The sequence below is a fragment of the Pseudomonas sp. C2B4 genome (assembly GCF_013359695.1).
GTDB lineage: Bacteria > Pseudomonadota > Gammaproteobacteria > Pseudomonadales > Pseudomonadaceae > Aquipseudomonas.
Window position 1 is genome coordinate 20,480 of sequence record NZ_JABFMU010000055.1, and the last position, 20,475, is coordinate 40,954.

General features: G+C 62.3%; 16 protein-coding genes. 9 read left to right on the forward strand and 7 right to left on the reverse strand.

Features of this window, described 5'->3' with window-relative positions; all coding sequences use genetic code 11:
* The first annotated feature begins 183 nt into the window (after window positions 1–183).
* Window positions 184–1,428: a cytosine deaminase gene (gene codA / locus HNQ83_RS25340; protein ID WP_175391489.1), complete on the forward strand. Its 1,245-nt coding sequence runs from the start codon at window positions 184–186 to the stop codon at window positions 1,426–1,428.
* Window positions 1,429–1,541: 113 nt separating this feature from the next.
* On the opposite strand, the gene HNQ83_RS25345 is transcribed toward codA, so the two are convergent.
* A complete protein-coding gene (locus tag HNQ83_RS25345) occupies window positions 1,542–2,534 on the reverse strand; it encodes a diaminopimelate epimerase (RefSeq protein ID WP_175391490.1) in 993 nt (330 codons plus the stop codon).
* 169 nt (window positions 2,535–2,703) lie between these two features.
* Between HNQ83_RS25345 and HNQ83_RS25350 the strand changes: the two genes are divergently transcribed.
* Window positions 2,704–3,855 (forward strand): MFS transporter, encoded by a 1,152-nt coding sequence (locus HNQ83_RS25350; RefSeq protein WP_175391491.1) that lies wholly within the window; start codon window positions 2,704–2,706, stop codon window positions 3,853–3,855.
* A 115-nt stretch (window positions 3,856–3,970) separates the two neighbouring features.
* On the opposite strand, the gene HNQ83_RS25355 is transcribed toward HNQ83_RS25350, so the two are convergent.
* The 3 genes from HNQ83_RS25355 to HNQ83_RS25365 form a co-directional block, all read right to left on the reverse strand.
* Entirely contained in the window at window positions 3,971–6,397 is a 2,427-nt protein-coding gene (locus tag HNQ83_RS25355; protein ID WP_175391492.1) for a TonB-dependent siderophore receptor, read from the reverse strand.
* Between the two features lie 98 nt (window positions 6,398–6,495).
* The gene (locus HNQ83_RS25360; RefSeq protein WP_175391493.1) at window positions 6,496–7,479 is read right to left on the reverse strand and encodes a FecR family protein; all 984 of its coding nucleotides are present in this window, start codon (window positions 7,477–7,479) and stop codon (window positions 6,496–6,498) included.
* Between the two features lie 40 nt (window positions 7,480–7,519).
* Window positions 7,520–8,020 (reverse strand): sigma-70 family RNA polymerase sigma factor, encoded by a 501-nt coding sequence (locus tag HNQ83_RS25365; RefSeq protein ID WP_175391494.1) that lies wholly within the window; start codon window positions 8,018–8,020, stop codon window positions 7,520–7,522.
* A gap of 247 nt (window positions 8,021–8,267) precedes the next feature.
* On the opposite strand from HNQ83_RS25365, the gene tynA reads away from it, so the two are divergent.
* Window positions 8,268–10,556 carry a primary-amine oxidase gene (gene tynA / locus HNQ83_RS25370; RefSeq protein ID WP_175391495.1) on the forward strand — a complete coding sequence of 763 codons (2,289 nt, stop codon included), beginning with the start codon at window positions 8,268–8,270 and terminating at the stop codon, window positions 10,554–10,556.
* A 270-nt stretch (window positions 10,557–10,826) separates the two neighbouring features.
* Here the strand turns inward: tynA and feaR are convergent, their stop codons facing one another.
* The 3 genes from feaR to paaY form a co-directional block, all read right to left on the reverse strand.
* Window positions 10,827–11,741, reverse strand: a complete 915-nt coding sequence (gene feaR / locus HNQ83_RS25375; protein WP_175391496.1) for a transcriptional regulator FeaR — start codon at window positions 11,739–11,741, stop codon at window positions 10,827–10,829.
* Window positions 11,742–11,827: 86 nt separating this feature from the next.
* A complete protein-coding gene (gene paaX / locus HNQ83_RS25380) occupies window positions 11,828–12,751 on the reverse strand; it encodes a phenylacetic acid degradation operon negative regulatory protein PaaX (protein WP_175391497.1) in 924 nt (307 codons plus the stop codon).
* Between the two features lie 169 nt (window positions 12,752–12,920).
* The gene (gene paaY / locus HNQ83_RS25385; protein ID WP_175391498.1) at window positions 12,921–13,517 is read right to left on the reverse strand and encodes a phenylacetic acid degradation protein PaaY; all 597 of its coding nucleotides are present in this window, start codon (window positions 13,515–13,517) and stop codon (window positions 12,921–12,923) included.
* Between the two features lie 350 nt (window positions 13,518–13,867).
* Here paaY and paaF point away from each other — a divergent pair, with 350 nt between their 5' ends.
* The 6 genes from paaF (at window position 13,868) to paaK (ending at window position 20,078) form a co-directional block, all read left to right on the forward strand.
* The gene (gene paaF / locus HNQ83_RS25390; RefSeq protein ID WP_175391499.1) at window positions 13,868–14,641 is read left to right on the forward strand and encodes a 2,3-dehydroadipyl-CoA hydratase PaaF; all 774 of its coding nucleotides are present in this window, start codon (window positions 13,868–13,870) and stop codon (window positions 14,639–14,641) included.
* Between the two features lie 53 nt (window positions 14,642–14,694).
* Complete coding sequence (gene paaG / locus HNQ83_RS25395) at window positions 14,695–15,486, forward strand: 2-(1,2-epoxy-1,2-dihydrophenyl)acetyl-CoA isomerase PaaG (protein WP_175391500.1); 792 nt, start codon at window positions 14,695–14,697, stop codon at window positions 15,484–15,486.
* Between the two features lie 3 nt (window positions 15,487–15,489).
* A complete protein-coding gene (paaH, locus tag HNQ83_RS25400; protein WP_175391501.1) occupies window positions 15,490–17,007 on the forward strand; it encodes a 3-hydroxyacyl-CoA dehydrogenase PaaH in 1,518 nt (505 codons plus the stop codon).
* Window positions 17,000–17,449 carry a hydroxyphenylacetyl-CoA thioesterase PaaI gene (paaI, locus tag HNQ83_RS25405; protein WP_137808251.1) on the forward strand — a complete coding sequence of 150 codons (450 nt, stop codon included), beginning with the start codon at window positions 17,000–17,002 and terminating at the stop codon, window positions 17,447–17,449. Before paaH ends, paaI begins: the two co-directional genes overlap by 8 nt.
* Window positions 17,442–18,653 (forward strand): 3-oxoadipyl-CoA thiolase, encoded by a 1,212-nt coding sequence (pcaF, locus tag HNQ83_RS25410; protein ID WP_175391502.1) that lies wholly within the window; start codon window positions 17,442–17,444, stop codon window positions 18,651–18,653. The genes paaI and pcaF overlap by 8 nt, the downstream gene beginning before the upstream one ends.
* Window positions 18,654–18,752: 99 nt before the next feature.
* The gene (gene paaK, locus HNQ83_RS25415) at window positions 18,753–20,078 is read left to right on the forward strand and encodes a phenylacetate--CoA ligase PaaK (protein WP_175391503.1); all 1,326 of its coding nucleotides are present in this window, start codon (window positions 18,753–18,755) and stop codon (window positions 20,076–20,078) included.
* Window positions 20,079–20,475 lie beyond the last annotated feature (397 nt).

A 20,475-nucleotide genomic window follows, 5' to 3' on the forward strand; every position in this document is an offset into this window, starting at 1 on the left:
AGGAGTGAGCCCTGCTCGCGATGGCGGCGTCATACCCGACAATTTAGTTGACTGACCCAACGCTATCGCGAGCAGGCTCACTCCTACAATTGAACTGTGTACGTCAATGCCACTGGCGGGGATTGCCGCTGCCGAGCTAACGTAAGGAGAACGACGAACCGATTATCTAAAAGGACCTTCCCGATGCACATCATCAACGCCCGGCTGCGCAACCAGGAAGGCCTTCATGAGTTGCACCTGGAAGACGGCCTGATCCGCAACATTGCCCGGCAGACCGAGGCCCCGACCCTGGGGCCCGAGGACCTGGACGCCGGCGGCAACCTGGTCGTGCCGCCCTTCGTCGAGCCACATATCCACCTCGACGCCACCCTGACCGCCGGCGAACCGCGCTGGAACATGAGCGGTACGCTGTTCGAAGGCATTGAATGCTGGGGTGAGCGCAAGTTGACCATCACCCTGGAAGACACCAAAAACAGGGCAAAAAAAACCATCGAGAACCTCGCCGCCCACGGCATCCAGCATGTACGTACCCACGTCGACGTCACCGACCCGCAGCTCACCGCCCTGAAGGCGATGCTCGAAGTGCGCGAGGAAAGCCGCCACCTGATCGACATGCAAATCGTCGCCTTTCCCCAGGAGGGCATCGAGTCCTACCGCAACGGTCGAGACTTGATGGAGGAAGCGATCCACATGGGCGCCGATGTGGTCGGCGGCATTCCGCATTTCGAGTACACCCGCGACCAGGGGGTCAGCTCGGTGAAATTCCTGATGGACCTGGCCGAACGCACCGGTTGCCTGGTGGACGTGCATTGCGATGAAACCGACGACCCGCACTCGCGCTTTCTCGAAGTGCTGGCCGAAGAAGCCCGCAGTCGCGGCATGGGCTCACGCGTCACCGCCAGCCACACCACGGCCATGGGCTCCTATGACAATGCCTACTGCGCCAAACTGTTTCGCCTGCTCGGGCATTCAGGCATCAGTTTTGTTTCCTGCCCCACCGAGAGCATTCACCTGCAGGGGCGCTTCGATAACTTTCCGAAACGCCGGGGCGTGACCCGGGTCAACGAGTTGCTCGAAGCCGGCATGAACGTGTGTTTCGGCCAGGATTCAATCGTCGACCCGTGGTATCCGCTGGGCAACGGCAACATCCTGCGAGTCCTCGAGGCGGGCCTGCATATCTGTCACATGCTGGGTTACCGCAACCTGCAGAGCGCACTGGACCTGGTCACCGACAACAGCGCCAAGGCCCTGGCCCTGGGCGATCGCTATGGATTGCAACCGGGGCGGCCGGCGAATCTGCTGATCCTGTCGGCGGAGAGCGACTACGAGGTGATCCGCAGCCAGGGATTGCCGCTGTATTCGGTTCGCGGTGGCAAGGTGCTGGTGAAACGGACGATGCCGGTGGTGGAGTTTGGTGGTTTGAGCTGAAGTTTGCAGAGCCTGGACTGACGCCTTCGCGAGCAGGCTCGCTCCCACATGGGTTATGTGTCGTTCACCAGCCCTTTGTGGGAGCGGGCTTGCCCGCGATGGCGATCTAACCCTCACCCCATCAACCGCGCCGTACCAAACAGACTCACCCGCCTCAACTCCCCCTGCTCTTCCTCCAGCAAAATCGGCGCCGTCCCACCCGGCATCACCACCTTCACCTCGCCGGCACTCACCCAACCCACGCGCCACGCTGCGCACGCCACCGCCGAGGCACTGGTCCCCGAAGACGCGGTCGGCCCTTCACCGCGCTCGAACACCCGTGCAACCACTCGCTGCCCGGATTCATGCATCGCCCATTGCAAGTTGATCCCCGCCGGACACGGCTGCCCCGCCCCCGCCGGCATGGCATAGGCGATACGGGTCAGACCTTCGGACAAACCCGGCTCACGCATCTGCTCATTGCTCGGCAAGTCATCCACATGCTCAACCAGCGTCACGCAATGCGGATTACCGACACGCGCAAACTGGCTGCGCGACCATGCGGCATTCAACGACGCCAACGGCTGCACATGACTGAGTTCGCGACCATTGAGCACCACGCTTTCAACGCCATGAGCACTCACCGCTTGCGGCCCGAACGAAGGCTTGCCCAGATCCAGCCAAAACCCGTGCACACCCTCGACCTGCGCCGCTTTCACCGATGTTTCCCCCGGTGAAAGCACATCGGCCTTGTCGTGATGAACCCTGAGCACACACGCCTCGTCCCCGGCCATAAGCCCTTGATCACTGAGTGCCTGGGAGAAAATCGTCAGGCCATTGCCGCTGCGCTCGGCCAGGGTGCCGTCGGTGTTGACGATCAACAGATCAAAGGGCGGCGACGACTGGAACGGGCCGACCAGCAAACCATCGCTGCGATGGTCCTTGCTGCCGGGCGGCTGCGTGCCGGGTGCCCAGGCACAGCAGGCCTCGATGGCCGCCAGTGCCCAGGTTTCACGGGATTGCGCGGCATCCCTGGCCTTATCGGGCAAGGCGATGCCGTTGCGGCGCAAATCCCCGGGCGCCACAACCATGTAGATATTGCCTCGTGCGTCGTACATCTGCGCCATGGCGCCCTCCCTGCTGGAATGATCGGTCGGGCTCAACATATCGCGAAACACGGTCTGGCTGTGCAAGGATGTCAACCTGCCGGATCGCAAAACCCTGCGGACGCTGATCGAACCCATGCCAGTCGATCACTGTCCCCTAGGGACGCGACGTTTTTTGCCAAGGATTGATATGACCAACCTCAACACCCAGACCTCGTTCGTTCCGGGGCGCCTGGAGCAGATGTCCACGCGCATCGCCTTTTTTATCGCCGGGTTCGGCATTGCCGCGTGGGCGCCGCTGGTGCCGTATGCCAAGGCCCGGGCCGGGCTCGACGAAGGTACGTTGGGTTTGTTGCTGCTGTGCCTGGGGGTGGGTTCGATTCTGGCGATGCCCTTGGCCGGGATTCTGGCCACGCGTTTTGGTTGCCGCAAGGTGGCGACCGGGGGCACGTTGTTGATCTGTATCGCGCTGCCATTGCTGGCGACAGTGTCTTCGATCCCGGCACTGATCGCGGCGTTGTTTCTGTTTGGCGCGGGCCTGGGCACGGTGGATTCGACGGTGAATCTGCAAGCGGTGATCGTCGAGCGGGCCAGCGGCAAAACCATGATGTCCGGTTTCCACGGCATGTTCAGCCTGGGCGGGATTGTTGGCGCGGCGGGTGTCAGTGGGCTGCTCGGCCTTGGGCTTTCGCCGCTGGGTGCGACGGCGGTGGTGGTCGTCCTGCTGCTGGTCGCCCTGGCGAAGGCGGTTCCGCACTTGTTGCCTTTTGGGAGCGAAAGTTCGGGGCCGGCGTTCGCCGTTCCCCATGGCATCGTGCTGTTTATCGGCGGGATGTGCTTCATCGTGTTCCTCGCCGAAGGTGCGGCACTCGATTGGAGCGCGGTGTTCCTGGCGCAGGAGCGCGGGATCGATACGGCCTATGCCGGGTTGGGTTACGCGGCATTTGCCCTGACCATGACGGTGGGTCGCTTGACGGGGGATTCGATCGTGCGTCGTCTGGGTGCGACGCGGGTGATTGTCTTCGGAGGGGCCACGGCAGCGCTCGGACTGTTTCTGGCGACCTTTGCCCCGAGCTGGGAAGCGGCACTGGTGGGCTATGCCCTGCTGGGCGCTGGCTGCTCGAACATTGTGCCGGTGCTGTACACCGCGGTGGGCAAGCAGACAGTGATGCCGGAAAGCATCGCCGTACCGGCCATTACCACCCTCGGTTATGCGGGGATCCTCGCGGGGCCTGCGGTGATCGGGTTCATCGCCCATGGCAGCAGTCTGAGTTTTGCCTTCGGGTTGATGGCGGTGTTGCTGGTGGCGGTGGCTATCGGGGGGAAAGTATTGAAAGTCTAAAAGCTTCGCGAGCAGGCTCGCTCCCACAGTTGATCTCCAGTGGACACAAATATCGTGTTCAACGAGGACCACATGTGGGAGCGAGCCTGCTCGCGAATGAAGTCACCCCGGTCTATCAGAACCCGACACTGGCCTGCACGAAGAACGTACGCGGCGCGCCGACGTACATGCCCGAGTTGTTGTCGCTGGAGCGGGTGAAGTACTGCTTGTCGAAGATGTTTTTCACCCCGGCGCCGACTTTCAGGTTCGACACCTGTGGACCGAAGTCATAACCCCCCCGCACGTTCCAGGTGACATAACCCGGAATGTCGCCGTACTGGCCGTCGGCGGTGCCTTCGGTGATGTAGTTGTTGGTGAAGCTGCCATCGGCGTTCACGGCGACACCCGGCGATCGCTGCTTGGACTGGGCAAAGGCATCGACGTTGTAAGTCCAGCGATCGATGTCGTAACGCAGGCCGGCGGTGGCCACCTGACGCGAGTAGAACGGCAGGTCGCGGCCCTTGAAGCCCGGGATCTCGCCTTCGTACACGGCACGGGTGTAGGTGAACCCGGCGTTGGCGGTCAGGCCTTCGAGGCGTGGGTCCAGTGCTGCCATGTCATAGTGAACCGACGTCTCGATACCGCGGTGGGTGGTCGCGCCGAGGTTGGTCCAGCCCGCGTCGTTGCTGATGTACTGCAGCTCTTTGTCGAAGTCGATATAGAACAGCGTCACTTCACCGCCCCACACACCATCGTTGTAGCGCGTGCCGATCTCGTAGGTCTTGGCCTTCTCTGGCTCAAGGCCGTTGGCCGTTTCGTTACCCGAGCCACCCTGACCGAGCTGGAAATATTGCAGGGAGCCGAACGAGGTTTCGTAGTTGGCGAACAGCTTCCACGCTTCGGACATGTGATACATGACGCTCAGCGCCGGCAGCGGCTCGTTGCTCTCGATGCTGCGGCGTTTTTCCTGCACCGGCTTGCCGGCGGTGTCGAGCACCGGGCGGTCGTGCCATTCGGTCTGGATATGTTCGAAACGCACACCCGGGGTGATGGTCCAGTTGCCGACATCGATTTTGTTGTCGATATAGGCCGCGTGGGCTTCAGTGCCACCGGTACGGTCCTGATAGACGTGCCCATCGGAACCCGGACGTACCACAGGTTCGTTGGCGCTGTTCAGCGCCAGACGGCTGGCTTCCTCGTGCATGCCTTCTTTCAGGTAGCGGTAACCGACGCTGACTTCCTGGGTGGTCGGGCCGACGTCGAACACATGGGACACCCGCGGTTCGATACCGTAGGTGTAGTAGGTGCGCGGGAACGAGCCGAGGGTCTTTTGGTCGCGAGCGGCGATGTTGCTGCCACGGAAGCTGTCGGAGTAATAAGTCAGCACTTCGGCCTGGGTACGGTCGTCGAGCTGGCGGATCCACTTGAACGACACGTCCTTGCGGCGGCCGCTGAAGTTGTCGTTGTTGCGGTCGGACTGGAACGGGTCGGCGTCGTACTGGGCCTGGGTCAGGCCGCCGGGCATGTCGGCGCTGGCGTCGTAGTAGTGAAAATTGAGGCTGAAATCGTCGACGTCGGTGGGTGCCCAGTGGGTCTTGAGGATCACGTCGTCGATGTCGTTGCCGTTATTGCGCTCACGGTAACCATCGCCGTTCACGCCCGAGTACAGCAGCGCCACGCCCATGCCGTTGTCGGCGGTGCCGCCCATGAAGGCGGTGTCGATGTGTTTCCAGCCACCGTGCTGGGAGGTCTCCAGGGTGGTGCCGATTTCAGCGGAGGCTTTTTCCGGGATCGCACGGGTCACGAAGTTGATCACGCCGCCCACGTTCTGTGGCCCGTAACGCACGGAGCCGGCGCCGCGCACCACGTCGATGCTGTCGAGGTTGCCGGAAGAGATCGGCGCCATGGACAACTGAGGCTGGCCGTAAGGCGCGAACGCCGCCGGCACGCCATCAATCAGCACGGTGGAGCGTGGCGACAGGCGCGAGGTCAGGCCGCGCACGCCGACGTTGAGGGAAATATCGCTGCCGCCGGTGCCGTTGGCGTCCTGCACCTGCACACCGGGTACGCGCTTCAACACGTCACCGACGTTCATCGCGCCCTGCTCGACCATGGCTTCGCGGCGGATCACGGTACGCGCGCCGGGATGGTTCTGTACCAGCGCGGCATCGGCATCGTCGAGCCAGTCGCCGACCACCTTGATGTCGGTCGCGCCCAGTTCCAGAGGACCGTTGGAGGCCTGGCTCGGCACCGGCATCAGGGTCACCGAACCTTCATCGATTGAATATTGCAGGCCGCTGCCTTGCAGCAACTGACGCAATGCCTCTTCCGGCGAAAGGTTGCCGTCCACCGCTGGAGCTTGCTTGCCGGCCACCAGGTCAGGGCTGAAAAAAACCTGCAGCGAGGTTTGCTGGCCCAGCTGAGTCAAGGCCTGACCCAAGGGTTGCGCCTGGATATGGATGGCGTCGGCGGCGAATGCCGCAGGCACAGCAACGTTGACCGCCAGCGCGAGCGCCAGCGGCAACCAAGGGAAGGTTTTGTTGTTAGCGGTGGATTTCTTCACGTCGAACGTATTCCTGTGGATCGCAAGAGTGTGCGCTTGTTAATGCAAACCAGTTGCAGTTGAACAGGAAGACGATGAACTCGAAAAAAACCTGAATTTTATTTTGAAATTATTTCCTGACTGCCGTCATCGAGGGTGCGCACGGCCACCGGAAGGATGTTCGGCAAGGCCTTGAGCAGCGCTTCGGTGTTGTCGGATTTGAACACGCTGGTCAGGCGCAGATTGCCCACCGCCGCGTTGCCGACCTTGAGCGGCTTCTCCCGATAACGCGAGACCTGCTCGGCGACATCGGCGAGGCTGGCGTTGTTGAACACCAGTTTGCCGTTGCGCCAGGCCGTCATTTCGGCCGGGTTGACCGTGTAGGCGGCTGCCACCTTGCCATGGGCATCGACATGGGTGCCCAGGCCCGCCGTGAGGCTGACGAAGTCGTCATCGGCCGCCGAGCGGCCCTGGACCTTGACCGTGCCCTGCTCCACCACGACCCGGGTGTCGGCGCTGCCGCGCCGCACATCGAACCGGGTGCCGGTCACGGTGACCTTGCCACTGCCGGTTTCAACGATAAACGGCCGGCTGGTGTCATGCTGGACGCTGAACATCGCCTCGCCCTCGATCAGCTCGATGCCGCGCCGATTCTTTTCAAAGCGCACCTGAAGCCGGCTGCGGCTGTCCAGGTCGACCACCGAGCCATCCGGCAACGCCACCTGGCGGCGTTCGCCCAGGCCTGTGGAAAACTCTGCCGTATAAGGCGACGGTCGATTCAAACCGCTGAATAAGCCCAACCCGAGCGCCACCGCCAGCACACTGGCGGCCACTGCGTACCTCATGATCGGGCGACGCTTGCTGCGGGCCGGCGCTTCTTCGCACAGCGCCCGCAGACGCGCCGCCGGCACCAGGTCAGCCGCTTTCCACAGGCCCTGGAGCGATTCGAATTCGTTTCGGTGTTGGGGGTGTTCGTTCAGCCAGGTGTCGAACTGGCGATACGCCTCGACATCGACGGCAGGTTCCTGAAAACGCACAAACCACCGCGCCGCTTCATCGCGAACCGTTGTTTGCCCGCACGCACAATCACGAGTATCCATCATGGAAGTTCCTGTTTGGCTGGGGATGGGAAAGCGCGGCCGGTCATGGGTACAGTCCTTCAAGGCGGTCGCGCAGATGCCGCAGCGTGCGGATCATATACTTTTCCACCATGTTCTTGGACAGGCCAAGGCGTTCGGCGATTTCGGCCTGGGTCAGACCTTCGATTTTCTGCCAGACAAACACCTTGCGGCAGTTGAGCGGCAACTCGGTGAGCGCCCGTTCGATGGAATCGGCCAATTGGATCGCGTGCATGTAATGCTCCGGGTCGCCGGATGACGACACACTTTCATCGATCGCCTCGGACTCCATGGCGCCCCGCCGATCCTCACGCCGATAACCATCCACCGCGATATTGCGCGCGGTCTGATGCAGATACGCCCTGGGTTGCTGCACCGCCGCCGAATCGGACTCAAGCACGCGCACAAAGGTATCGTGGGCCAGATCCTCGGCCTGCTGACGATTTCTCAGGCGACGGGTCCAGGTGCCAACCAACTCTTCGTAGTGCTCGAAAAAGCCGTGTCTGCGGGGCAGCTTGGGGGTCATTGCGGCATGCTGTGTAAACGGGGCGTGAATAGTAATGCTTCCTATTAACCGGAAGCAATGACTTGCGACGCCAGCGGTCGGCCCGGACCGCAAGGCGCTTTGTCCGCTTGCCAACCCTCCGCCAGTCGGGAAAGCTGAGAGCGGCACGGATCCAAAGGATTCTGGCAGCAATTCCAATGCAGCCATTCACCGTCTGTAGCAAAGTGCTGGCATGCCTGACAGCGGATTTTTCCGAAGGAAACCAGATATGTTCACCTCCCTTGCATTGCGAAACAGAAAACCGCTGGCCCGGCTCGCGCTCGCCATCACCCTGGGCACCCTCGGCCTGCCTTACTGGGCGGGCGATGCCCAGGCCCATGGCGGTCACGCCGAGATGGTGCCGCTGCAAGCGGGCCTCGAGGAGTTTGGCGCCACGGTCAAATGGGACGACTACGCCGACCTGTTCACCATCGCCAAGGACGGGGTGTACCTGAAGGTCAAGCCCAACAGCAAAGTGGCCATGCTCAACGGCAAGCGCATCGAGTTGACGGTGCCGGTGGTGTTCAAGGACAAGACCGCGTTCATGTCCAAGGACTTCATCAACCAGGTGTTCCAGTCCGGCCTGGACACGACCTTTGTCGTGGAAACCCGCCCTAACCCGCTCAACCCGTTGAGCGCGGCCGAAATCAACACGGCGGTGGGCATCGTCAAGAAGTCCGAGCACTACAAACCCGATTTCCGCTTCACCGAAGTCACGGTCAAGGCGCCGCCGAAGGATCAGGTGTGGAATTTCGTCTACACCGGGCAAAACGTCGCCCAACCGCGCCAGGCCTCAATCGTGGTGCTCGACGGCAAGCACGTGATCGAAGCCCTGGTGGATCTGGACAGCAAGGAACTCAAGTCCTGGAAACCGATTGAAGGTGCCCACGGCATGGTCCTGCTGGACGACTTCGCCACTGTGCAGACCGCCGTCGAGACCAGCCCGGAATACGCACAAGCCCTGGCCAAGCGCGGCATCAACGATGTGAAGAAGGTGGTGGCCACGCCGTTGACCGTCGGTTATTTCGACGGCAAGGATGGTTTGGCGCAGGACAAACGCCTGTTGAAGATCGTCAGCTACCTCAATGTCGATGACGGCAACTATTGGGCGCACCCGATCGAGGGCCTGGTGGCGATTGTCGATCTGGAGCAGAAGAAGCTGATCAAGATCGAAGACGAAGCGCTGGTTCCGGTGCCGATGAAGCCGACGCCTTATGACGGTCGCGGCCGCAAGGGCGTGTCGGTCAAGCCGCTGGAAATCACCGAGCCCGAGGGCAAGAACTACACCATTACCGGCAACAGCATTCACTGGCAGAACTGGGATTTCCACGTTCGCCTCGATTCGCGGGTCGGTCCGATCCTGTCCACCGTCACCTACGACGACAAGGGCAAGAAACGCAAAATCATGTACGAAGGCTCGCTGGGCGGCATGATCGTGCCTTACGGTGACCCGGATGTCGGCTGGTATTTCAAGGCTTACCTGGATTCCGGCGATTACGGCATGGGCACCCTGACCTCACCGATTGCCCGCGGCAAAGATGCCCCGGAAAACGCCGTGCTGCTGGACGCGACCATCGCCGACTACACCGGCGCGCCGACCGCCATTCCCCGCGCCATGGCGGTGTTCGAACGCTATGCCGGCCCGGAATACAAGCATCAGGAAATGGGCCAGCCCAACCTCAGCACCGAGCGGCGTGAACTGGTGGTGCGCTGGATCAGCACCGTCGGCAACTACGACTACATCTTCGATTGGGTCTTCCAGCAGAACGGCACCATCGGCATAGACGCCGGCGCTACCGGGATTGAAGCGGTCAAGGGCGTGAAATCGAAAACCATGCACGAAGACACTGCCAAGGAAGACACGCGCTACGGCACCCTGCTCGACCACAATATCGTCGGCACCACGCACCAGCACATCTATAACTTCCGTCTGGACATGGACGTGGACGGTGAAAGCAATTCGCTGGTGGAAGTGAACCCGGTGGTGCTGCCCAACGACCGTGGCGGCCCGCGTACCAGCACCATGCAGACCGAAACCAAGGTGGTCGGCACCGAGCAACAGGCCGCGCAGAAATTCGACCCGTCGACCGTGCGCCTGCTGACCAACTTCAGCAAGGAAAACAAGGTAGGCAACCCGGTTTCCTATCAGTTGATTCCGTATGCCGGCGGCACGCACCCGGTGGCCAAGGGCGCCAACTTCGGCAAAGACGAATGGCTCTACCACCGCCTGAGCTTCATGGACAAGCAGCTGTGGGTGACGCAATACAACCCGGAAGAGAAGTACCCGGAAGGCAAGTACCCGAACCGCTCGGACAAGGACTCGGGCCTGGGGCAGTTCACCCAGGATAACCACTCCATCGAAAACACCGACGATGTGGTCTGGCTCACCACCGGCACCACCCACATCGCCCGGGCCGAAGAGTGGCCGATCATGCCGACCGAGTGGGTGCATGTGCTGTTGAAGCCGTGGAACTTCTTCGATGAAACGCCGACGTTGAACCTCAATTCACCGAAGTAAGGCGCACACAAAGACTTGTAGGAGCGAGCTTGCTCGCGAAAAACGTCAGGACAACGCGGGCATTCAGACAGTCCGCGCCATCGTTGACGTCCATCGCGAGCAAGCTCGCTCCTACAGAGTTGGTTACCGAAGTAATGAAGCTGCACACAAAAAAACTGTGGGAGCGAGCCTGCTCGCGAATGCGGAGTGTCAGTCGACATCATTGTCATCTGATACACCGCCTTCGCGAGCAGGCTCGCTCCCACAGGGTTATTGAGTCTTCAGAAGATCTCAAGCATGCTGCTTGCGGTACTCCCCCGGCGCAATGCCGAAGCGCGACTTGAACGCCGTCGAGAAGTAGCTCGAATCGGAAAACCCCCACGAATAGCCCAGCACCGACAACTTCTGCTCCTTGCCCGACTGGCGCAGGGATTCGGCGCACAGGTCCAGGCGGCGGTTCTTGATGTAGCGCGCCACCACCAGGCCTTTCTTGGCAAACATCCGGTACAGGCCACGGGTCGACATGCCGACTTCCCGCGCCAGCCATTCCGGGCACAGCTCTTCGGAGCGGATGTGCTGGTCGATGAAACTCAGGGTCTTGCGGAAGGTGCGCTCGTGCGAATCGGTGCAATCGTCGGTCTGGCTGATCGCCGGGCGCAACAGGCTGACAATCGCCTCCAACGTGGCTTCGCTTTCCTGGCGACTCAGGTCGGTCTGGCGCGTGGCGTCGAGGATCAAGCGGTGCGAGAGCATGGCGATGGGCGATGTCGCGGCGATGCGATGGCCGCACTTCACCTGGTTGAAGCGCAGGGTCTGCTCCACCAATTGAGACGGCAGGATCAGCGACAACTGCCGGGAGTTTTCGCTGTAGGTGAAGTCGCTGGGCCGCGAGGCATCGATCAACGTGATATCACCGGCCGACAGCAATATCTTGTCGTCGCCCTGGGCCATGCCTGCCGTACCATCGAGCTGGAACACCGCGAAGTATTTGCCGCCCTCGTTCGCCGCGACTTGCTGCGGCGTGCGGTACAACCGCGCCTGGCAAGCATCGACGAAGCTGAGCTTGAGGGCTTCGCTGCGGTATTCCCGGATCTTTCCGGCAAATCCGGCACCCAGGGGTTGTGCGTTGAAGGCGCCACAGATCTGGTTGATCTGATGGATCCACTGATCGAACCCATCCTGGCGCTGTGCGTTTATAGAAATCATGGCAGGCCTCACGCAGGCTTATTTTTATTGTCTACGTCAAATCCAAAGGTTCTCCTGAACGGTGACACTCCATTAACGACGACGGGTTATTTCAACCCGCCAAAGCGTCGATAAAAACTCTCGCCCACGTCCGGCAACGGTCCGTCGGCGGTTTCCAGTGCACTGTTCAGCCATTCCTCGGCCTTGGCGTAAATCAAGCGGTAAATATTGCGGCACAACTGTCGGGCCGCACGCCCCTCCCAATCGCCGGGCAACAACTCGTCCGGCAGTTGCGGGTCGCGCAACAGCAGTTTGCGGTACTCGTGAATCAGCAGAATCCGTGCCAGGAAGCAATCGGCCGGCTGCAGGTTTTCCTGCTCGCGAAGCGCTTGCCAGAGCGGTCGGAACAGTTGGATGAATTCGCTGTAATGGGCCGCCAGTTCCTCGATGTTCCAGCTCTCGCGCACCTGCAGGCGCAGGGCCTTGGAGGCCAGCACGTCCTGGGCGGTGGTTTCGAAGACGATGGTGTCTTCCTGGGCGCCAAGGTCGATCAGGGTCGCGTTGACATCGGTGCGGTCGCTGCGCGGGCAGGCCAGCACCATCGGCGAAATCGCACCAAAACCTTGCCATTCCAGTTCTTCGCGCACTTGTTTGCGCTTGTCCTGAGCCAGTTGCGAGAGCATCACCAGGCACCAGGAACCATCCCAGGCCGGCATGCTGGTGCTGTAGACCCGCTTGAACGCCTTGTCGAAACGCCGGCGACCGGTGCCGGTCAGGCTGTAGTAACTGCGACGACCGACCTTTTCAGCGGTCAGCCAGCCTTCCTTGGTCAGGCGAAAAATCGAGGTGCGGATCAGCCGTTCGTTGATGCCGATCGGCTCGAGCAATTGAATCAGGCTGCCTAACCAGACCGTCCCGCCATGGGGCTCGATGGCATCACCGTACAAGGTGATGATCAGGGAGCTGGCGCGGATCGGGGTCTGCTCCTGGAAACGTGTGATCAGATGGTTCAGGGGTGTCAGGGACGACATGGGCGTACCGGGCTAAAAAAAGAAAAGGAATATACCGAAAGCCAACTGATTAAGCGCAGTCCCCTTGTGGGAGCGAGCCTGCTCGCGAAGGCGGTGTGTCAGTCACCATTAATGTTGAATGTCAGACCCAATTCGCGAGCAGGCTCGCTCCCACAGGGGGTATCAGTGTTCACAGGGTGCTGCCCTTTGGCCGCAAAGCACTGTCACTGATCCGCGGCCGATCAACCTCCGGCTCGGTCAACGGTTCACACACTTGCATCTGTTCCAGGCACCGCTTGGCCAGCTCCTGATACTCACGGGTGCCCGCCTGTTTCCACGCCACTTCCTGATCGCTGAGGGTGCGTTTGATACTGGCCGGCGCGCCCATCACCAGCGACTGCTCGGGGCATTCGAAACCGGCCTTGACGAACGCCGCCGCCGACACGAAGGACCGCGGGCCGATGCGCGCGTTGTCCATCACCACGGCATTCATGCCCACCAGCGCATCGGCGCCGATGCGGCAACCGTGCAGCACCGCGCCATGGCCGATATGGCCGTTGCGCTCGACCACGGTGTCGCTGTCCGGGAAGCCGTGCATCACGCAGGTGTCCTGCAGGTTGGCGCCCTCCTCCAGCACGATCCGTCCGAAGTCACCGCGCAGGCTCGCCAGCGGCCCCACGTAGCAATGCGGGCCGATGATCACGTCACCGATCAATACCGCTGACGGGTGCACATAAGCACTGGGGTCGACCACCGGGGTCAGGCCATTGAGGCTGTAACAGGTCATTGGCAGGTTCCTTCACAAAGCGATGCCGATATGGACTCATTTTGTATCACATCGCTTTTATCAGCACAAAGATAAAAAAGCGTATCACTTGATAGGTGCATTCCGGCGGGAGGTATCTTGAGCACTAAAACCCTTATCAACACCAGTAAAATCAATGCTAACAGCGTAAACAGCCACCCCATGCGGCTCACCTCTAAAAATATGAAATCCGACAATAGGACACATTAAATCGTTTTTTATGTTGATTTTACGTATCACGTTATAGGTATACTCCGGCAAAACCGGTCCCTGCGGCCGATCCAATAACAAGCCGGCATCACCGCCGTGCGTACACCCTGAGGGCAACCGCCGTGCCTCAAACCCTGACCGTCGAAACGATCGAGACTGGCGTGCGCCTGATCACCCTGCAGCGCCCGCAAGCGCTGAATGCCCTGAACACCCAGTTGCTGGGCGAACTGGCGGACGAGCTGAGCGCCGCCCAGGCCGATCCCGACACCCGCGCCGTGGTCATTACCGGCAGCCGCAAGGCCTTTGCCGCCGGCGCCGACATCAAGGAAATGGCCGAGCGCGACCTGGTCGGCATCCTCGACGACCCGCGCCAGGCGTCCTGGCAGGCCATCACCCGCTTCAACAAACCGCTGATCGCCGCCGTCAACGGCTTCGCCCTCGGCGGTGGCTGCGAACTGGCGATGCACGCCGACATCATCATCGCCGGTGAAGACGCCCGCTTCGGCCAGCCCGAGATCAACCTCGGGATCATGCCCGGCGCCGGTGGCACCCAACGCCTGTTGCGCGCCGTCGGTAAATCCATGGCCATGCAGATGGTGCTGACCGGCGAGCCGATCGATGCCCGCCAGGCGCAGCGCGCCGGTCTGGTCAGCGAAGTCACGCAACCGGAATTCACCGTCGAGCGCGCCCTGCAGGTCGCCCGCCAGATCGCCGCCAAGGCACCGCTGGCGGTCCGCCTGGCCAAGGAAGCCCTGCTCAAGGCCATGGACACCGACCTGGCCAGCGGCCTGCGCTTCGAGCGCCACGCCTTCACCGTGCTGGCCGGCACCCGTGACCGTAATGAAGGCATCGCGGCGTTCCAGGAAAAGCGCACGCCGACCTTCATTGGCCAGTAAGACAGCCCAGTAATCAACAACGAATTCGCACGACCTCAGAGAGCGCCCACAACATGAACTTCGAACACATCCTGTTTTCCATCGACGCTGGCGTCGCCCTGCTGAGCCTCAATCGTCCGGACCAGCTCAACAGCTTCAACACCCAGATGCATGGCGAAGTCAAAGAAGCGCTGAAACAGGTGCGCCAGAACCCGGACGTGCGCGTACTGCTGCTGACCGGTGAAGGCCGTGGCTTCTGCGCCGGGCAAGACCTCAGTGACCGCAACGTCGCGCCGGGCGCCGCCGTGCCGGACCTGGGCGAGTCCATCGAGAAGTTCTACAACCCGATGATCCGCCAATTGCGCGACCTGCCAATGCCCGTGATCTGCGCGGTCAACGGTGTAGCAGCCGGCGCTGGCGCGAACATTCCGCTGGCCTGCGACCTGGTGCTGGCAGCCCGTTCGGCCAGCTTCATCCAGGCCTTCTGCAAGATCGGCCTGATTCCCGACTCCGGTGGTACCTGGACCCTGCCGCGCCTGGTTGGCATGGCCCGCGCCAAGGCCCTGGCCCTGCTCGGCAATCGCCTGACCGCCGAACAGGCCGAACAATGGGGCCTGATCTACCGTTGCGTGGACGACGCCGAACTGCGCGACGAAGCGCTCAAGCTCGCGCAACACCTGGCCACCCAGCCGACCTATGGCCTGGCCCTGATCAAGCGCAGCCTCAACGCAAGCATGAGCAACAGCTTCGACGAACAGCTGGAACTGGAGCGTGACCTGCAACGCCTGGCCGGGCGCAGCGAGGATTACCGCGAAGGCGTCAGCGCCTTCATGGAAAAACGCACCCCAAGCTTCAAGGGACGCTGAGTCATGACCGCATTGAATAAAACTGAACGCGTCGCCGTGATCGGCGCTGGCGCCATGGGTGCCGGCATTGCCCAGGTCGCGGCGCAGGCCGGCCATCCGGTATTGCTGCTGGACAATCGTCCCGGCGCTGCCGCCCAGGCCATCGAAGGCATTGACCGGCAACTGGGCAAGCGCGTCGAAAGCGGCAAGCTGTCCGCCGAATCGCGCAGCGCTACCGTGGCGCGCCTGCAAGCGGTGGAAGACATCCAAGCCCTGACCGATTGCGATTTGATCATCGAAGCGATCGTCGAGAACCTTGAGGTCAAACGCGCACTGTTCCGCCAGCTGGAAGACATCTGCGGCGATCACTGCATCCTCGCCAGCAATACCTCGTCGCTGTCGATCACCAGCATCGCCGCGCAGCTCAAACGCCCGCAGCGCCTGCTCGGCCTGCACTTCTTCAACCCGGCGCCGGTCATGGCGCTGGTGGAAATCGTCTCCGGCCTGGCCAGCGATCCGGCATTGGCCGAATGCCTGTACGACACCGCCAAGGCCTGGGGCAAGAAACCGGTGCACACCCGCTCCACGCCCGGCTTCATCGTCAACCGCGTGGCCCGACCGTTCTACGCCGAAAGCCTGCGCCTGTTGCAGGAAGGCGCCGCCGATTGCCCGACCCTGGACGCGCTGATGCGCGAGGCCGGCGGTTTCGCCATGGGCGCCTTCGAGCTGACCGACCTGATCGGCCATGACGTCAACTATGCAGTGACCTGCTCGGTGTTCGACGCCTACTACCAGGACACCCGCTTCCAGCCTTCGCTGATCCAGAAAGAACTGGTGGACGGCGGACGTTACGGACGCAAAAGCGGTCAGGGTTTCTATTCCTACGCCCAGGGTGCCGAACGTCCGCCAGCGAGCGAAATCACCAGCAGCGCCAGCGTGGAAAGCTGTGTCGCCGAAGGGGACATGGGCATCGCCGAGGGCTTGCTGACACGCCTGCGCGAACAAGGCGTCAACGTCATCCAGCGCGACGGCCGCGGCTTGATGCGGATCGGTGACGCGGTGCTGGCCTTGAGCGACGGGCGCATGGCCTGTCAGCGCGCCAAGGAAGACGGACTGCGCAACCTGATCCTGCTGGATCTGGCTTTCGATTACGCCAATGCCAAACGCATCGCCATCAGCCATGCGGCCGGCATCGATCCACTGGCCCTCGAACAGGGTGTCGCCCTGCTGCAACAGGCCGGCCTCAAGGTCAGCCTGCTCAGCGACAGTCCGGCCCTGGCCGTACTGCGCACCGTGGCCATGCTCGCCAACGAAGCCGCCGATGCCCTGCTGCAAGGCGTGGCTTCGGCTGCCGACATCGATCTGGCCATGCGCGCCGGGGTCAACTATCCCCAGGGCCCGCTGGCCTGGGCCGATGCCGTCGGCCTGCCGCACATCCTCGCCACGCTGGATAACCTGCAAGCCGCGTACGGCGAAGAACGCTACCGGCCGTCGCTGCTGCTGCGCCGCCGCGTAGCCGAAGGGAGAAACTTCCATGACTAACCATGAAGCCATGACCTTGGCCAGCGAGTGTGCGCAGTCGCTGTTCCAGCGCGACAACGCCAGCCAGGCCATGGGCATGCGCCTGCTGTCCGCCGGCCCCGGCACCGCTCGCGTGGGCATGACCGTGCGCGCCGACATGGTCCAGGGCCACGGCACCTGCCACGGCGGCTACCTGTTCGCCCTCGCCGACTCGGCCTTCGCCTTTGCCTGCAACAGCTACAACGAAGCCACCGTGGCCATCGGCTGCAGCATCGACTACATCGCCCCGGCCCGCCTGGGCGACACGCTGAATGCCGATTGCATCGAGCAGAGTCGCTCGGGCCGCACCGGCAACTACGACGTACGCATTGAAAACCAGCAGGGCCAGTTGATCGCCCTGTTCCACGGCAAATCCTACAAAGTGCGCGGCCCGGTGCTGACGCAGGAGACCCCGAATGAATGACGCCCTGATTATCGACGCGGTACGCACGCCCATCGGCCGCTACGCCGGAGTCCTGAGCAGCGTGCGCGCCGACGACCTCGGCGCGGTGCCGCTGCGCGAATTGCTGCGCCGCTACCCGAACGTGGACTGGAGCCAGGTCGACGACGTGATCTACGGCTGCGCCAACCAGGCCGGCGAAGACAACCGCAACGTCGCGCGCATGTCGGCCTTGCTGGCCGGGTTGCCAGTCAGCGTACCGGGCACCACCCTCAACCGCCTGTGCGGTTCGGGCCTGGACGCAGTGGGCACCGCAGCACGGGCGATCCGCAGTGGCGAGGCCGGCCTGATGCTGGTGGGCGGCGTGGAATCGATGTCCCGCGCACCGATGGTGATGGGCAAGGCCGAGCAGGCGTTTTCCCGCCAGGCGGAAATCTTCGATACCACCATCGGCTGGCGCTTCGTCAATCCGCTGATGAAAAAAGGCTTCGGCATTGATTCGATGCCGGAAACCGCGGAAAACGTTGCCGAACAGTTCAACATCTCCCGGGCCGATCAGGACGCTTTCGCCCTGCGCAGCCAGCAACGCGCTGCCGCCGCACAGGCCAACGGACGCCTGGCCAAGGAAATCGTCGCGGTGGAAATCCCACAGCGCAAAGGCCCGGCCAAAATTGTCGAGCAGGATGAACACCCGCGCGGCGACACCACCCTGGAGCAACTGGCCAAACTCGGCACGCCGTTCCGCGAAGGCGGCAGCATCACCGCCGGCAACGCCTCGGGCGTCAACGACGGGGCCTGCGCCCTGCTGCTGGCCAGCCCCGAAGCCGCCAAGCGCCATGGCCTGACTGCCCGTGGCCGCGTGGTGGCGATGGCCACCGCCGGCGTTGAACCACGAATCATGGGCATCGGCCCGGTACCGGCGACCCGCAAGGTGCTGGAACTGGCCAACCTGAGCCTGGCGGACATGGACATCATCGAGCTCAACGAAGCCTTCGCCGCCCAGGGCCTGGCGGTGCTGCGTGAACTGGGCTTGAGCGACACCGATCCACGGGTCAACCCCAACGGCGGCGCCATCGCCCTGGGCCATCCGCTGGGCATGAGCGGCGCGCGTCTGGTGACCACCGCCCTGCAGGAGCTGGAAGAACGTCAAGGCCGCTACGCTCTGTGCACCATGTGCATCGGTGTTGGCCAGGGGATCGCGCTGATCATTGAGCGTCTATCCCACTAAAGAATCGCGATTCCCAAGGAGCCGAGAGGTATCCTTGGGTCATGCACTCAAAGCCCTTGTGCAAAAGGGCTGGAACACAAAAACAATTCGAGTGAAACCATGAACATGCCTATTTCCCAATCCGTGCTCGATCCTGTGCTGGACCCGCTGGAAACCGCCAGCGTCGACGAACTGCGCCAGCATCAGCTGGAACGCCTGCGCTGGAGCCTGAAACACGCTTACCAGAACGTGCCGCTGTACCGTCAGCGCTTCGATGCGCTGGGCGTGCACCCGGACGACATCAAGTCCCTCGACGACCTGGCGAAATTCCCGTTCACCACCAAGTCCGACCTGCGCGACAACTACCCCTACGGCATGTTCGCCGTACCGATGCACGACGTGGTGCGCCTGCACGCGTCCAGCGGCACGACGGGCAAACCGACCGTCGTCGGCTACACCCAGAACGACATCGACACCTGGGCCAACGTCGTGGCCCGTTCGATTCGCGCAGCCGGTGGCCGTCGTGGCGACAAAGTCCATATTTCCTACGGCTACGGCCTGTTCACCGGCGGCCTGGGCGCGCACTACGGCGCCGAGCGCCTGGGTTGCACCGTGATCCCGATGTCCGGTGGCCAGACCGAAAAACAAGTGCAACTGATCAAGGATTTCCAGCCGGACATCATCATGGTCACGCCGTCCTACATGCTCAACATCGCCGATGAAATCGAGCGCCAGGGCATCGACCCGCACAAACTGGCCCTGCGCCTGGGCATCTTCGGCGCCGAGCCGTGGACCGCCGAACTGCGCAGCGCCATCGAAGCGCGCATGGGCATTACCGCCCTGGACATCTACGGCCTGTCGGAAATCATGGGCCCGGGTGTCGCCATGGAATGCGCCGAAACCAAGGACGGCCCGACCATCTGGGAAGACCACTTCTACCCGGAAATCATCGACCCGATCACCGGCGAAGTGCTGCCGGACGGTCAGATGGGCGAACTGGTGTTCACCTCCCTGAGCAAAGAAGCCCTGCCGATGATCCGTTACCGCACCCGCGATCTGACGCGTCTGCTGCCGGGTACCGCACGGCCAATGCGCCGCATCGACAAGATCACCGGGCGCAGCGACGACATGCTGATCATCCGCGGCGTCAACGTGTTCCCGACGCAGATCGAAGAGCAGGTGCTGAAAATCAAACAACTTGCCGAGTGCTACGAGATCCACCTGCACCGCAACGGCAACCTGGACAGCGTCGATGTGCACGTGGAGCTCAAGGCCGAGCACCAACACCTGACCGACGAACAGCAGAAGGCTGTTTGTGGCGAGCTGAGCAAGCACATCAAGACCTACATCGGGATCAGTACGCGAATCGTTCTGCAACCTTTCCACTCGATCAAGCGATCCGAGGGCAAGGCCTGCCACGTCGTGGACAAACGCCCTAAAGCATGACTGCTGCACCCCTTTGAGCCCCGCTGATGCGGGGCTTTTTTTTGAGGAATCGAAAGCGGCCCCTGTGGGAGTTGGCTTGTCGGGTCGCCGCATCGCAGCGATGGCGGTGTAACGGCCAACCAATCCCTTTCTGAGACACCGAGATCAACTGTGGGAGCGAGCCTGCTCGCGAAGGGGCCATGCCAGTCAACATCTGCGCCGAATGACCCACCGCCTTCGCGAGCAGGCTCGCTCCCACAAGGGGAACGCGAACAGCAGTGAGGTCGAGTGTCAGCTCGCCTCGGCTGCTTTTGATCTGCCCGCCCCTTCGGGAGGCTGAGCGGAGGCGTTCATCCGGGGATTGGCGCGCAGCGCCGTTCGACGCAGTCGAACACGCTGCATGTAGGTGCAGCGAAGC